Annotated in this window: 13 protein-coding genes; 5 read left to right on the top strand and 8 right to left on the bottom strand. The window is 62.1% G+C overall.

Features of this window, described 5'->3' with window-relative positions; genetic code table 11:
* Positions 1–50 precede the first annotated feature (50 nt).
* Positions 51–1,196, top strand: a complete 1,146-nt coding sequence (locus AB6O04_RS06380; protein WP_368562999.1) for a glycoside hydrolase family 18 protein — start codon at positions 51–53, stop codon at positions 1,194–1,196.
* A gap of 176 nt (positions 1,197–1,372) precedes the next feature.
* Here AB6O04_RS06380 and AB6O04_RS06375 read toward each other — a convergent pair whose 3' ends face one another.
* The gene (locus tag AB6O04_RS06375) at positions 1,373–3,658 is read right to left on the bottom strand and encodes a TonB-dependent receptor (RefSeq protein ID WP_368562998.1); all 2,286 of its coding nucleotides are present in this window, start codon (positions 3,656–3,658) and stop codon (positions 1,373–1,375) included.
* 390 nt (positions 3,659–4,048) lie between these two features.
* On the opposite strand from AB6O04_RS06375, the gene AB6O04_RS06370 reads away from it, so the two are divergent.
* The gene (locus AB6O04_RS06370) at positions 4,049–5,092 is read left to right on the top strand and encodes a patatin-like phospholipase family protein (RefSeq protein ID WP_368562997.1); all 1,044 of its coding nucleotides are present in this window, start codon (positions 4,049–4,051) and stop codon (positions 5,090–5,092) included.
* Positions 5,093–5,254: 162 nt separating this feature from the next.
* Here the strand turns inward: AB6O04_RS06370 and AB6O04_RS06365 are convergent, their stop codons facing one another.
* Together AB6O04_RS06365 and AB6O04_RS06360 are read right to left on the bottom strand one after the other, a co-directional pair.
* Positions 5,255–5,884, bottom strand: coding sequence for an N-methyl-D-aspartate receptor NMDAR2C subunit (locus AB6O04_RS06365; RefSeq protein WP_368562996.1), 630 nt, complete (start codon positions 5,882–5,884; stop codon positions 5,255–5,257).
* Between the two features lie 118 nt (positions 5,885–6,002).
* Positions 6,003–6,482, bottom strand: coding sequence for an Lrp/AsnC family transcriptional regulator (locus tag AB6O04_RS06360; RefSeq protein ID WP_368562995.1), 480 nt, complete (start codon positions 6,480–6,482; stop codon positions 6,003–6,005).
* Between the two features lie 128 nt (positions 6,483–6,610).
* Here AB6O04_RS06360 and phhA point away from each other — a divergent pair, with 128 nt between their 5' ends.
* Positions 6,611–7,510 (top strand): phenylalanine 4-monooxygenase, encoded by a 900-nt coding sequence (gene phhA / locus AB6O04_RS06355; RefSeq protein ID WP_368562994.1) that lies wholly within the window; start codon positions 6,611–6,613, stop codon positions 7,508–7,510.
* Between the two features lie 199 nt (positions 7,511–7,709).
* On the opposite strand, the gene AB6O04_RS06350 is transcribed toward phhA, so the two are convergent.
* Genes AB6O04_RS06350 through AB6O04_RS06335 form a run of 4 tightly spaced genes read right to left on the bottom strand, consistent with a single transcriptional unit; the run spans position 7,710 to position 10,228 of the window.
* Positions 7,710–8,408: a helix-turn-helix transcriptional regulator gene (locus AB6O04_RS06350; protein ID WP_368562993.1), complete on the bottom strand. Its 699-nt coding sequence runs from the start codon at positions 8,406–8,408 to the stop codon at positions 7,710–7,712.
* A 49-nt stretch (positions 8,409–8,457) separates the two neighbouring features.
* Positions 8,458–9,204, bottom strand: a complete 747-nt coding sequence (locus tag AB6O04_RS06345; RefSeq protein ID WP_368562992.1) for an NIPSNAP family protein — start codon at positions 9,202–9,204, stop codon at positions 8,458–8,460.
* 2 nt (positions 9,205–9,206) lie between these two features.
* Positions 9,207–9,590: a hypothetical protein gene (locus AB6O04_RS06340; protein WP_368562991.1), complete on the bottom strand. Its 384-nt coding sequence runs from the start codon at positions 9,588–9,590 to the stop codon at positions 9,207–9,209.
* Between the two features lie 26 nt (positions 9,591–9,616).
* The gene (locus AB6O04_RS06335) at positions 9,617–10,228 is read right to left on the bottom strand and encodes a hypothetical protein (protein WP_368562990.1); all 612 of its coding nucleotides are present in this window, start codon (positions 10,226–10,228) and stop codon (positions 9,617–9,619) included.
* Between the two features lie 164 nt (positions 10,229–10,392).
* Here AB6O04_RS06335 and AB6O04_RS06330 point away from each other — a divergent pair, with 164 nt between their 5' ends.
* Both AB6O04_RS06330 and AB6O04_RS06325 read left to right on the top strand, forming a co-directional pair.
* Positions 10,393–11,499: a sensor histidine kinase gene (locus AB6O04_RS06330; protein WP_368562989.1), complete on the top strand. Its 1,107-nt coding sequence runs from the start codon at positions 10,393–10,395 to the stop codon at positions 11,497–11,499.
* Complete coding sequence (locus tag AB6O04_RS06325) at positions 11,496–12,134, top strand: response regulator (RefSeq protein ID WP_368562988.1); 639 nt, start codon at positions 11,496–11,498, stop codon at positions 12,132–12,134. Before AB6O04_RS06330 ends, AB6O04_RS06325 begins: the two co-directional genes overlap by 4 nt.
* 324 nt (positions 12,135–12,458) lie before the next feature.
* Here the strand turns inward: AB6O04_RS06325 and AB6O04_RS06320 are convergent, their stop codons facing one another.
* Positions 12,459–13,547: a PA0069 family radical SAM protein gene (locus AB6O04_RS06320; protein WP_368562987.1), complete on the bottom strand. Its 1,089-nt coding sequence runs from the start codon at positions 13,545–13,547 to the stop codon at positions 12,459–12,461.
* Positions 13,548–13,595 lie beyond the last annotated feature (48 nt).

Genomic DNA, 13,595 nt, shown 5'->3' with positions numbered 1-13,595 from the left:
GGCGCTGCGCCGTATAGTGCCCTCTCGCAATCGCGTGAGGTGTGCAACGGATGGGAGCGTCAAGGAAATATCTCGCGGTCGGCCTGGCATGGGTCGCCATGGTCATCCACGTATCTGCGCGGGCGGAACAGCCGGACGATATCGCCGCGAATGACTACCGGATCATCGGCTACGTCGCCGATGGTCCCGCGCTTCCGAAGATCAGCGCGGACAAGTTGGACGTCATCAATTTCGCGTTCGCACTGGTCAACCCGTCGCATGAGGTGTTCCTGCCACAGGAAACCGCGGCGCGTTCGCTGGCTGGCCTGGTGGCCTTGCGCGAAGCAAATCCGGATCTGAAGGTGCTGCTGTCGATCGGCGGCTGGGGCGCGGGCAATTTCTCCGAAGCAGCACTCACCGAGGCCGCACGCGCGCGGTTCGCCGACACCGCCGTGGAACTGGTACGCAAGCACGATCTGGATGGCTTGGACATCGATTGGGAGTATCCGGCCCATCCCGGTCCTGGCATCAGCCACCGCCCGGAAGACAAACAGAATTTCACCCGCATGCTCATAGCCATCCGGGAAAAGCTGGATGCCTTGAGTACCACCAACAGCGGTCGCCGCTACCTGCTCACCATCGCGGCGGCCGACGGCGAAGCCGCCAAGGGTCTGGAGATTGCGAAGATCGCCCGGATACTCGACTGGATCAATCTGATGACCTACGACTTCTACGGCAGCCTGACGCCGACGACCGGGCATCATGCGTCCTTGTATCGTTCAAGCACGGCGGCGCCGGATAGCCGCAATACGCAAAAAGCCGTGGACGAATTCATCAAGGCGGGCGCGCCACCGCGCAAGATCAATATCGGGCTGGCGTTCTATGGCCGCACGTTCGGCGATGTGGCGGTCGAACAACACGGATTGCACCAGCGCTTCGGCAGCGACGGTGGTTTTATTTCCTGGCAAGAGATCGCACGTGACCATCTCGGGAAGCCCGGCGTGGTTCGCTACTGGGACGAGCAGGCGCAATCCGCGTGGCTCTGGAACGAAGAGCAACGGCGCTTGATCAGTTATGACGACCCGCAGGCGCTGCAGGCGAAGGCGCGTTTCGTGCGCCAACGCGGGTTGGGTGGCGTGATGTACTGGGAACAGCGGCAGGATCCCGACGAGCAGCTTCTGGATGTGGTGCGCGCTGCGTTGTATCCCGCGCCGTAAAGCGGCGCGGGTGTTCCGCGGCGGTCATCAAAGCACCGTAGATCTTGATCGTCATGACCAGCCATTCGGCTGTTGAAAAGCACTTCCGGCGTAAGCCGGGACCCAGTGCCTTGTCTTCGCGTCGCACAAGTCGCTAGGTCCCGGCCTGCGCCGGGATGACGGATTAAGAAGATGTCTTAGAACTTGGCAGTGAACTCGATACCGTAGCTGCGCGGCTCGTTGATGAAGCCGGTCAGGTTGTTGAAGTCGATGGCGCCGACGATGCGGGTTTCGTCTGTGATGTTGCGGCCGAACAGCGCCACGTCGTAGTCACCATAATTCCAGCCGTAGCCGACGCGCAGGCCGCCTTCCAGCGTGGACCTGCCGCGAAACTCCAGCGATTCGTACAGGAAGAAATTTACTTCGCTGCGATAAGCCCAGTCGGTGTAGACGTACAACTCGGCGCCCTCGCCCATCGGGATGCCGTAACGCGCGGTCAGGTTGTGCACCCACTTGGGCGCCTGCGGGAGCGGATTGCCATCGATTGAGTAGCCACCCGGCACGGCTGGATCGGTGACGGTGCAGCCGCCGCCGCAACCCGGCACGGCCAGGTTGGCGTCCTTGATCTCGGTGTCGTTGTAGCTGCTGCCTAGCGTCACCAGCAGGCTGTCGGTCAGGTACGCTTCCAAATCCAACTCGAAGCCCTGGCCAGTGCTCTTGTCGGCGTTGAGCAGCGTGGCAATGTTGGAACCGCCGCCGACGGCGATGATCTGCTGATTGTCCACGTTGTAGCGGAACACATTGAAGCCCACGCGCGCGCGCTTGTCCCACAGGTCGGCTTTGACGCCCATTTCATACGAAATCACTTCTTCCGAGTCCGCGTTGGATACGCCGCCGTTAGGTGAATCGGCGGCGGCGAACAGCAGACGGCCCTGAACGGAAGGCGCGCGGAAGCCTTTGGCCACTCGGCCGTAGAAGTTGACGTCATCGTTGAACGCATACACCGCGCTGGCATCCCAGCTGACGTCGTTGACGTCGGTGCTGACCACGTACGGGCCTCCGACCGGCGCACCGAAAGGCGCGGCTTCCAGCACGCTGGCGGAGAAGTCCTTCTTGTCCTGCGTATAACGCACGCCGCCGCGCAGCTTCAGCTTGTCGGTGACGTCGTATTCACCCGAAGCGAACACCGCCCAGGCGGTATTTTCCTGTTCCTGCACCGCGTGACCCGCCTGCGGATTACCAGGCGTCAGCGAGTCGTAGTTGAAGCTGTCGATGGTGATGTCTTCCTTAAAATAGAAGACACCGGCTTGCCAGTTGAACTGGCCGTCGTAGTTCGATTCCAGGCGGAATTCCTGGGTGATCTGCTTGTGGTCCGGCAGGCCGTCGGCCGACTCGGACGCAAACGGAATGAAGCCGGGACCGGAGTTGCCTGGGCCGAGGAATGCCGCGCCGTAGCCGCCATCGATATCGCCGCGGTTGAGCGATTCGGCGGTTTCATAGCCGGTGATCGAATGCAGGTTGTAGTCGCCAAACTCCCAACGCAGGCGCGCGCTGCCGCCCCAGGTATCGAGCTCGGAGAAGTTGACGCCATCGGTGGACACCTTGTCCTTGTCGAAGCCTGCCACGAAACGGTTGCTGCCAGGTTCGATGATGTTGGCGCGGAACAGTCGCGCGGTGCCATTGAGGTGGCGCTTGTGCAGATTGAGCAACGCTTCGAAGGCATCGCCTTCATAGAGGAACTGCACGCGGGCGGCGGATTCGTCGTAGCCCTCGAAGCCGTCGCTCGGACCGGCGTAGGTGTTGTCCACCCAATCTTCCTTGCGCTGGTACATCGCCGACACGCGCGCGGACCAGCGCTCGCTTAGCGGGCCGCCGACGGCGCCTTCGAAATTCCACATGTCGTCGGTGCCGTAGGACAGCTGGCCGTAGCCGCTCAGTTCGCGCGTGGGCTTGGCGGATTCGAACTTCACCACGCCAGCCGGCGTGTTGCGGCCGAACAACGTGCCCTGCGGACCGCGCAGCACTTCGATGCGCTCCAGGTCGAACACCGGGAAGCCTTTCAGCAACGGGCTTTCCTGCACCACTTCGTCATAGATCAGCGAAACCGGCTGCGACGCATTGAGATCGAAATCGGTATTGCCCAGGCCGCGGATATAGAAACGCGGGAACGCGCGGCCGTAGGAAGATTCGATGTTCAGGCTGGGGACGCGTGCGGACAGGAAGCGCACGTCATTGCCGCCGGAACCCAGCACGTCAAGTTTTTCGGCGCTGACGCTGGAAATGGACACTGGCACGTCCTGGATGTTTTCGACCCTGCGCTGCGCGGTGACCTGCACTGCATCCAGCGTGGCGGCGGGAGCCTCGCGTGATTCGGCGACAGCCGTCGGTGTTTCCTGGGCAAAGGCAGTGCCGAAGGGCAGCAAAGCGGCGATGGCGAAGGCAAGGCGATGCGGCCGCACGGCGGCGGAGCGAAGCTGGGACATGGCGATGGCTATCCGGAGAGTGGGTGGTCGGGGCGCCGACGGCGCTAGCACGCGAATGTTGCATTACAGCAACAGCCGGGGCAACCGCCGGAAGTACCGTTCAGGCTGAAGGTAACGGGGATTCGCGGCCGCTCCGCCGGTTCTTCCATGCGGAGGGACGGATTTCCGTATGTCGATGCCCCCTGGAGGTGCCCTTGTAGGAGCGGCGTCCCGCCGCGAGTTCTTCGCTTTTGCCGTGATCTGACGGAAAGAGCTCGCGGCGGGACGCCGATCCGACATAGGCGCGGACGGTTGGATATCGTTGGGCTGCCGGCGTGTATGCTGCGCCGCTCGCCTTACCGCAGCGCCCTGACCGCCCTGCTCCAACCACGCCTATCCGGCCTGACCAAAATGACTACGCTCCGCCGCGCTCGCCCGCTTTGGCTGCTGACCTTCACGCTGCTGCTGAGCGCGTGCTTCGACAACACCCGGCCTACCCCTCCGCCGACGGTCGTTGAACCGCCACCTCCGCCGCCGGATATCCGTGTCGGCATTGCGTTGGGCGGCGGTGCGGCCAAGGGTTTCGCGCACATCGGCGTGATCAAGATGCTGGAAGCCAACGGCATCCAGCCCGTCGTGGTCTCCGGCACCAGCGCCGGCAGCGTGGTTGGCGCGCTGTATGCCAGCGGTATGGACGCGTTCCAGATGCAGCAGCAGGCGTTCGCACTGGATGAAGCGAAGATCCGCGACGTGCGCCTGTTCTCCGGCGGCCTGGTGCAAGGCCAGAAACTGCAGGACTACGTTAACGATCTGGTCGACAAGCGGCCCATCGAGAAGCTAAAGAAACCTTTCGCTGCGGTTTCGACGCAGCTGGAAACCGGCGCACGCACGGTGTTCGTGCGTGGCAACACCGGTCAGGCGGTGCGCGCTTCCAGCAGTATTCCAGGTGTGTTCGAACCAGTGGTGATTGGTAAGGCAAGCTTCGTCGATGGCGGCGTGGTCAGCCCGGTACCGGTGGATGCGGCGCGGCAGTTGGGCGCCGACTTCGTCATTGCGGTGGATATTTCCACCAAGGCGCCCGGCACGCGTCCCGCCAGCATGCTGGGCATCGTCAACCAGTCGATCGGCATCATGGGTCAGAAGCTGGGCGAACAGGAACTGGCGCGCGCGGACATTGTGATCAGGCCCAAGGTCAGCGACATCGGCCCGGCCGATTTCCAGCAGCGCAACAACGCCATTCTGGAAGGCGAGAAAGCGGCATTGGCGGCGATGCCGCAGATCCGCGCCAAGCTGGCGCAATTGCAGCAAACGCGGATTGCCGCGCAGGCTGCGCGCTTGACGCCGCCGCCGGTTACGGCGAAGTCGGACTGCGAGGAAAGCAAGTTTCGTCTCGGCAAATTGTGGGGCAGTGACGGCAAGTGCGGCGACGAAGAGAAGACGGCCAAAGCGCAGTGACGCTAACGTATGTTGTATAACAGGGCTTGCCGGGTTCTACAGAAGGCACGGGTTAATTCCTTGTGGGAGCGACGTGAGTCGCGACGTTGATGTTTCCGGTCGCGACTCACGTCGCTCCCACAAGGATGCTATGTCGACACTGCTGCCATGACGGTTTAACAGTCAGCATAAGATCGCCGCTCTACGCGTCGTCTGCCTCAGGTTCGCGCGGGCGCGCTGCTCCAGCGCTTCGCGAAAATGCGCCGTGCTATAGATCGACGGCCGATCCAGAAAACCCTGCAGAATCGCCTTGCGTTTGCGGCGAAACAGCCAGCTCGGCACGAACGCGTACTCCTTGCGGATCTGTTCTTCGTATTGGTCGAAGCGCGCCTGCTCCGCGCCAAGAATGGACAGATCGATATCTACCAACAGTTGCTCATCCGGCAGCGTGGGATTGGCGGTATGCCGTGTCGCCATGATCAAGGCATGCACGCGATCGGACGAGTCGGCGGCGACGCCAGCATCAAGCAACGCAGCGCGCGTCCAGTCGGCGCTGCGTTCTTCGTTGTCGGGCCGATGGGTGTCGTAGATCGCGTCGTGAAACCACAGCGCGAGTTCGACTTCGTCGGGATGCTCGGCCAAGCCACGTACTGATTCGAACATCGCCAGGCATTCGCCCAGATGTTGCAGCGTGTGGTAGTGGCGATGCGGTTCCGAATAGCGCGCAAGCAACTGCTCGTACGCCCCCTGCCCGTCCGTCCGTGCACCAATGCCGGTCCATGCGCGTTGCCAGGAGTGCTGGAACTGGTTCATACGGGAAGTTTATCGCCGTCGATGAGGGACCATTACATCGCCTACTGCTGAAGCACCTTGCGCTGCCTTTCACGTACACCCGTCGCTCCTACAACGCGCAAGCACCCGGGCACAGCCGCTATCCCTTCGGCAGCGGCAATCCGCTGAACGCCTTCACCGTGCGCAGTACGAAGCTGGAATTAACGTCGGCCACGCCGCTGGCGTTGAGCAGTTTGTCCAGCAGGAAACGCGAGAAGTGTTCCAGATCCTGCACCACCACATGCAGCAGATAGTCCATATCGCCCGTGAGCGCGTAGCAGGCCACTACTTCATCCCAGCGTTGCATGTTGTCGGCGAACAGGTCGATGCTGGGCTGGCCGTGCTTTTCCAACTGCACGCGAACGAAGGCTTGCAGCCCCAGGCCCACCGCTTTGGGGTCGACCAGGGCGGCATAGCCGCTGACCACGCCGGCCGCTTCCAGCCGCTGTATGCGGCGCAGGCAGGCCGAAGGCGACAGGTTCACCTGGGCGGCGATCTCGGTATTGGCGGCCCGGCCTTCCCGCTGCAGCAACGCGAGCAGGCGCAGGTCGGTGCGGTCCAATGAGATGGATTCGACCATTAGATGTGTCTCCTGGCGCTTTTACGCAACAAGATTGCGCCAAAGCGACCACCACGCGCAACTTTGCAATCCCATTGCGCCGCTTCGGCGATAGCATGCTTGCACACGCCCACTCCCCGGACCCGTCCATGAACGAGCCACGCCGCGTCGAGTACAAGCCTGTTGAAGGCCGGAAGACCGACAAAGGCTATGTGCCGGTCTATACGACCGCCGTGGTGGAGCAACCGGCGGACTACCCGGCGGTCGACCACGACACCTGGGGCAAGTTGTACCAGCGTCAGCGCGAGTTGCTGGTGGGCCGCGCCTGCCAGGAGTTCCTGCAGGCACAGGACGCGATGGGCATGACCCCGCACCATATTCCCCGCTTCGACGAACTCAATGAAGTGCTAGGGAAGACCACCGGTTGGAACCTGATCGGAGTGGAAGGCCTGCTGCCGGAGCTGGAGTTTTTCGATCACCTGGCCAATCGGCGCTTCCCGGTGACCTGGTGGATCCGCCGGCCGGAGCAGATCGATTACATCGCCGAGCCCGATCTGTTCCACGATCTGTTCGGCCACGTGCCGCTGCTGATGAACCCGGTGTTCGCCGATTACATGGAGGCCTACGGCCGGGGCGGCGTGAAGGCGCACGGCGTCGGCGCGGACGCGCTGCAGCACCTGACCCGGTTGTACTGGTACACGGTGGAATTCGGCCTGATCAATACCCCTGAAGGCCTGCGCATCTACGGTGCGGGCATCGTGTCGTCGAAGGGCGAGTCTTTGTATTCGCTGGAATCGCCGGCACCCAACCGGATCGGTTTCGATCTGGAGCGCATCATGCGGACGCGCTACCGCATCGATACCTATCAGAAGACGTATTTTGTCATCGACAGCTTCGAACAGCTGATGGACGCCACCGCCCCCGACTTCACTCCGATCTATGCGCGGCTGGATGAGCAAGAAGCGATTCCAGCGGGTGATGTGCTCGAGAGCGACCGCGTGTACACCCACGGCACCGGCGAAGGCTGGGCGCAAGACGGGGATGTTTGATTTTCTCCGTGGACGCAGAGCTTCCATGTGGGAGCGACGTGAGTCGCGACCGGAAACCAAACGCTTCTGACGCGGATTAGCGCAGAAAGAAGCTGATCAAACATCGAAGCTTTATCCGTGTTTATCTGCGTTGATCAGTGTCAAAGAGCTTTGTTCTTCCGGTCGCGACTCACGTCGCTCCCACAAGGATCGCAACAAATCAAATACTAGCTTCCGGCTGAACACCCACGGCGCGTAGATAAGCATCCATCCCGCGCTCCGGTGTTTCAGTAAACACCTCGCCAGTTTCCGACACGGCCACGATGCGGTCGGGTCGGAAATTGCGGAAATCGCCACGCAGCCGGCACCAGCCACCCAAGGTCCAGCTACCGCCCCAGAAGGACAGGCACAGCGGCTCCACTTCGCGCTGTGTGGGTTCGCCGGATTGATCGCGATAGGCCAGCGCCAAAACGCGCTGGCCTTCAATGGCAGCATGCAGGCGATCGATCATACCGGTGGCTTCGAGGCGTCCCTCCAGCACAGGCGCGAAGATTCGCGTGCGTTTGGCGCGTGCGCGAAGTTCAGGCGGCAGTACCGCTTCGATTTTCAACAGTGCCGAACGCGAACCCTGCGACAGCCGTTCACCACCGAAGGCGCGGACAAAGCGGGTGCCCACGACCAGGGCTTCGAGCTCTTCGATGTTGAACATCAGCGGCGGAATGTCCGCGCCCTTGCGCAACAGATAGCCGACGCCGGCCTCGCCTTCGATCGGCACACCGGACAGCTGCAGGTCGGCCACGTCGCGGTAAACCGTGCGTAGCGAGACGCCGAGGGTCTCGGCCAGGTTGCGGGCGGGCAGGGCAGTGCGACGGCCACGCAGAGCATGGATGATCAGGAACAGACGGTCGGCGCGGCGCATTCGCGCATCATCGCCGACGCGCGCGTCCACCGCCATATCGACCGGCAGCTCACCACGAAATGCCCAGACGCGAGCGGGTGGTGGGCTTCAACCGCAACGACTCGACCCGGTGCGGTACTTGCGGCGGCTTGGAACCGCCATTGGTCGAAAGCGCCTCCATTAGTTGCCAATAGCGCGCATACGCCTGCTCGTCGGCGAAATGGGCGAACCAGACGAACACATGTTCGCCTTCGCGCACCGGCAACGCGGGGAAGGTGTTTTCACTGTAGTCGGTGACGAAACTGGCCAACAGCGTCGCGCCCATCGCGGCTAGCGGCGGCCGACGCATATTGTGGAAATGCGCCAGGAACCAGGGGCTGACCGGCGCATCGAAGTAATGCAGGTTCGCCACTACCAATCCGTCCGATGATGCGGTCGCTCCCGGCGGCCGCGGCTTTCCTTCGACGCGAAAGCCGGAGCCGGGATAAGCGGGGCGCAGCAGCAGCACGTTGTCCGAATCGATCATCGTCGCGTTGGCGGCGTCGCGATTTGCCTTCCATGTCGGCCCACCATAAAAATCGGCCAGCGCTTCACGGCGGGTGGACATGTCGGAGAACCCGCGCAGCCACACGAAGCGGTCGGGATGATCGAGATCGCGGAATTGACCGATCACTTCCATGGCGGCGGCTTCCTGTCCTTCCAGGAACTCGCGTTCGAATAGTTCGATCAGTTCGTCGCGCCGACCAGGATGCAGCGTGTATTGGCGCAGCTCTACGATGGCGTGTTCGGCACGCCGGAGGGGCAGGGCATCAAACATTGTTATTTTCCTTGTTCCTGAGCCTGTCGATGGTGTGGTCGTCCATGGGAATGACGACCGATGTAGGGCGTGCTACCCAATGGATAGCACGCCCTGTCTTCGATGAGATCGAGAATGGCTTGCCGCGGTCCGTCCCGCCATTCCGTGCCGCCATAGAATTCATCCTGACGGCGCTGCCGGTCTTCCACGCTGGAATACGCGCGGACCAAATAATAAAAGACCTCATCATGCGCCGAAGCACCGTGGCACACCACATCGGTCTGCCAGTGCCGCAGCATTGGAACGGAAATATCCGACATCAATCGATCGAACGTATCGCGCGTGCCCGGCTTGAGCCGATAGGAACGGATTTCCACGCAACGCATGGTGACAGCCCGTTGGCTCATGGCATGTTCCTTCGCAGCGCATTCCATCACGAAAGACGCGTCATCCGCATATGCCAGTTGGTTTCCCAATGCTGGCCATCGTCCGTCGAGAATGCCTGTTCCCAGTGCGCGCGGTCCGCTGAGATCTCGTGCCAGAGGAAACGCACGAGCACCGCCTGGCCTTTGTGCTGGTCGTGGCCATAGAACGTACCAACGCCGTTCTCGAAACGTCCCACTACCGGCGGCTCCAGCATGCCGGTGCGGTTGCTAGCCCAGTAGATGCTCCATCGCTGCGCGTTCAGATCGAACAAACGCAGTGTCATGCCACGGAACCCGCCACCCCATTGCGTAACGAAGTCGTCGAGGTTGCCGACGCCGCCCAGAATCGGCTGGCAGTGCTGGGTGGCGGAGAAGTGTTCCCACTCGTCGCAGCCGGCCAGGCGTTCCTTCAGCCGTTCGTTATGCACCTGCCAGCGACCATGATAGAAATCGAAATCATGGCGGCCGTCGAGATGAGGACGCGGGTCCAGCATGGGGAAGCCTCCTGGATAGATGAGCTGTTCGCCGCTGACCATGCCGCGGCCGATTCCCGCGACATAGCTTTGTAGAACCCGCGCCAGCAAGCCAGGGGAAGGGGAGGGGGATACCTGCGTACTCATGGTCGCCTCGGCGGTTCGCGGGTGTGTAGCAAGACTAGGGGTGGCCTGCTGACAGCGTTGTGTCAGCAGTCGTGCCGGCAACCACCGCACGGCCGACCTGCCAGAAGTCATCACTTGCACCGGAGGCATTGCCAACGTCCGGACGCCCGGCGCAGCATGCGCACATGCTGGAATTCTTCCGCCGCTTGCGCGAACCGATGACCCTGGCCGGGCTATTCACAGTCGGCGCCGTCGCGCTGTCGTTGCAGTTCGTCCCCGCATCTCGGCTATTTGCCGCTGTGGTGGTGTTATCGGTATTCACGGTTCTGTTCGCTACCGTGTCGACCGGACCGGAGCACTGGCAGCGGACCCGTCATGCAGCGCTGGTGCTGATGCCTATCATCGCGCTGGTGCTGACTTGGGTGGCGCCGCTGGTCGGTACCGCGCAGGTGCTGCTGGTGATCTGGACCGCATGCGCTTTCCGGTTTTGGCCGCCGCGATGGGCGATAGCCGCGGTGCTGTTGGTCGACGTGGCGTTCTATCTGCTGATGGCCGACAGTGGCTTCAACTCGCCGGCGATGATGGTGCTGATCAACATGGGCTTCCAGGCGTTGGCCGCGCTATGTGTTTACTACGCGGTCACCGCCGAACGTTCACGCGACCTGTTGGCCAGGGTCAACGCCGACCTGCTGGCCACGCGTGCCTTGCTGAGCGACAGCGCCCGCGGTGCCGAACGGCTCCGGGTGGCGCGGGAGCTGCACGACGTCGCCGGCCACAAGCTCACCGCGATGAAACTCAACCTGCGTGCACTGGCGGCGGATCCCGCCTTGGCCGGACATCCGGAAGTGAAAGTGGCCGAACAGTTGTCGACTGAACTGCTGGACGACATCCGCAATGTGGTGCAAGCATTGCGTGATTCCCGCGGTCTGGATCTGGAAATGGCGCTGCGCGCGTTGGCGGCGCCTCTGCCGCGCCCGCGCTTGCAGCTGGATATCGACCCGTACCTATGCATCGTCGATCCCACGCTCGCCGAAACACTGCTGCGGGTGGTGCAAGAAGCACTGACCAACGCCGCCAAGCATGCCCACGCCGATACGTTGTGGGTACAGCTCAGCGCGCAAGAAAATGGCGTGGTGCTGAAGATCGAGGACGACGGCCAGCTGCGGGGCGCCGTTCGGGAAGGCAATGGTCTGTGTGGAATGCGCGAGCGTGTCGCCGCCCTGGGTGGCGATCTTCTCGTCCGCACGCGCATTCAAGGTGGTCTGCAGCTACAGGCAAGGTTCCCCGCATGACGAGTCCTGTTCGTATCGCGCTGGCTGACGACCAGGCGCTGGTTCGTGCCGGTTTGCGTGCGTTGATCGAGAGGCTGGGCGGCATCGAGATTGCATTCGAAGCCGGTGACGGCGCTGAGTTACTCACTCAACTCGCCGCCACGCGGGTGGATGTGGTGCTCAGCGATATCCGCATGCCGGGCATCAATGGCATCGACGCGCTGGTCGCTTTGCGCGCACGCGGTGATAGCACCCCGGTTTTGTTGCTGACCACGTTCGACGACAGCGACCTGCTATTGCGCGCAACTGGAGCCGGCGCGCAAGGCTTTCTGTTGAAAGACGCGGCACCGGAAGATTTGCAGGATGCGATCAAACGGGTAGCGGCAGGGGAGACATTGTTGCAACCGGTCAGCACCGACCCGGTCCGCGCACGCTTCCGCTTTCGCGACGAGGCTCCTCCCAGCGATACCTTCAACGAACGCGAGGTTTCGATCTTGCGGCTGCTGGCGGGCGGCTACTCGAACAAGGAAATCGCACGAACCTTGTTCCTGGCCGAAGGAACGGTGAAGAACTATGTCTCTACCATTTTGGACAAGCTGGGTACGCGTGATCGCACGCGTGCTGTGTTGAAGGCAATCACGCTTCGGATTATTTGATTGTCAGCGGGTTACCGCTCTGGTCTGTCTCACGGGGTGTTTCGTTGCCGCGGTCGCGACTCACGTCGCTCCCACAATGGTGCAACCAGCGCTCGTATCCGCTCTTTTGTGGGAGCGACGGTTTTTAACAGCCGAATGGCTGGTCAAGTCGCGACCGGAAGAATAGGCAAGGCTTTTGACACGGATCAAATCGGATAGAAGCGGATAAGAAGTAAACCGCTTTATCGGTGTTCATCTGCATTGATCCGTGTCTAAGAGCTTTAGATTTCCGGTCGCGACTTACCGGTACCGGCATGCCGGCACCACTCCTACGAAGGTAGGTGGCTAGAACAGCTCGCCTTGCGGCGATGGCTTGCGCGGCGGAACGAAAAGATCGCAGTTGAAGTCGTCGTGGCGATTCCGGTTGAAGCCCAGGCGCTTGGTCGCCAAGGCGAAGCGCCGGGCGAGAAGATCGGCGTAGACGCCTTCGCCGCGCATCCGCTTGCCGAACGTCGAGTCGTAGTCCTTGCCACCGCGCAGCTGTTGAACCGTGCTCATCACGTGTTCGGCACGATCGGGCAGATGCGTTTGCAACCAGTCGCGGAACAGCGGTGCGACTTCATGCGGCAGGCGCAACAGCACGTAGCCGGCCGATGTTGCGCCTGCCTCGCGCGCGGCTTCCAGCACCGCTTCCAATTCGCTGTCATTCACCCATGGAATCGCCGGGGCGAACATCACACCGACCGGCACGCCCGCTTCGCTCAGGCGACGCACCGCGCGCAACCGCGCATGCGGTGCGGAAGCGCGTGGCTCCAGCCGTGAGGACAGATGGTTGTCCAACGATGTGATGGAGAAGTGGACCTGCACCAGATTGTCGTGGGCCAAGGGTGCGAGCAGATCCAGGTCACGTTCGACCAGCGCGTTCTTGGTAATCAGCGAGAACGGATGCTTGGTTTCTGCCAGCACCTCGATGATCCGCCGGGTCAGCTGCAACTTGCGTTCGGTGGGTTGATAAGCGTCGGTATTGATGCCTAGCGCGATAGGACTAACGCGGTAGCCGGGTTTGGCCAGTTCGCGTCGCAGTACATCCACCGCATTGGTCTTGGCGAAGATCTTGGTTTCGAAATCCAGCCCTGGCGATAGGTCCAGATAGGCGTGCGACGGCCGGGCGAAGCAGTAGGAACAGCCGTGCTCACAACCGCGGTAGGGATTGATGGACTGCGAAAAGCCGACGTCCGGCGATTGGTTGCGGCTGATGATAGTGCGGGCGGTTTCCTCGCGTACCTGGGTCTGCGGCGATGATTCGATATCGCCTTCCTGGTCCGGCTGGTGCCAGCCATCGTCGGTGGAAACCGGGGTGGTCACGGCAAACCGGCCCGGGAGATAGCCGGTGGATCCCCGTCCCTTGATGCCCGGATGCTTCGCTTCGCCCATGCCGCCAGCTTACGCCGCGGACGTCTCAATCACCGCGACACCGCATAG

This window comes from Pseudoxanthomonas sp. UTMC 1351, from assembly GCF_040948865.1.
GTDB lineage: Bacteria > Pseudomonadota > Gammaproteobacteria > Xanthomonadales > Xanthomonadaceae > Pseudoxanthomonas_A.
The sequence above is the reverse complement of the archived record's forward strand: the minus strand, read 5'-3'. Positions and strand labels throughout refer to the sequence as shown.

What these genes read in the sequence shown, in the direction of transcription:
- phhA (WP_368562994.1), top strand. Translation starts at nt 6,611, where the DNA reads ATGAACGAGCCACGCCGCGTCGAGTACAAGCCTGTTGAAGGCCGGAAG.
- AB6O04_RS06320 (WP_368562987.1), bottom strand. Translation starts at nt 13,547, where the DNA reads ATGGGCGAAGCGAAGCATCCGGGCATCAAGGGACGGGGATCCACCGGC.
- AB6O04_RS06340 (WP_368562991.1), bottom strand. Translation starts at nt 9,590, where the DNA reads ATGAGCCAACGGGCTGTCACCATGCGTTGCGTGGAAATCCGTTCCTAT.
- AB6O04_RS06360 (WP_368562995.1), bottom strand. Translation starts at nt 6,482, where the DNA reads ATGGTCGAATCCATCTCATTGGACCGCACCGACCTGCGCCTGCTCGCG.
- AB6O04_RS06370 (WP_368562997.1), top strand. Translation starts at nt 4,049, where the DNA reads ATGACTACGCTCCGCCGCGCTCGCCCGCTTTGGCTGCTGACCTTCACG.
- AB6O04_RS06350 (WP_368562993.1), bottom strand. Translation starts at nt 8,408, where the DNA reads ATGCGCCGCGCCGACCGTCTGTTCCTGATCATCCATGCTCTGCGTGGC.
- AB6O04_RS06335 (WP_368562990.1), bottom strand. Translation starts at nt 10,228, where the DNA reads ATGAGTACGCAGGTATCCCCCTCCCCTTCCCCTGGCTTGCTGGCGCGG.
- AB6O04_RS06380 (WP_368562999.1), top strand. Translation starts at nt 51, where the DNA reads ATGGGAGCGTCAAGGAAATATCTCGCGGTCGGCCTGGCATGGGTCGCC.
- AB6O04_RS06330 (WP_368562989.1), top strand. Translation starts at nt 10,393, where the DNA reads ATGCTGGAATTCTTCCGCCGCTTGCGCGAACCGATGACCCTGGCCGGG.
- AB6O04_RS06375 (WP_368562998.1), bottom strand. Translation starts at nt 3,658, where the DNA reads ATGTCCCAGCTTCGCTCCGCCGCCGTGCGGCCGCATCGCCTTGCCTTC.
- AB6O04_RS06345 (WP_368562992.1), bottom strand. Translation starts at nt 9,204, where the DNA reads ATGTTTGATGCCCTGCCCCTCCGGCGTGCCGAACACGCCATCGTAGAG.
- AB6O04_RS06325 (WP_368562988.1), top strand. Translation starts at nt 11,496, where the DNA reads ATGACGAGTCCTGTTCGTATCGCGCTGGCTGACGACCAGGCGCTGGTT.
- AB6O04_RS06365 (WP_368562996.1), bottom strand. Translation starts at nt 5,884, where the DNA reads ATGAACCAGTTCCAGCACTCCTGGCAACGCGCATGGACCGGCATTGGT.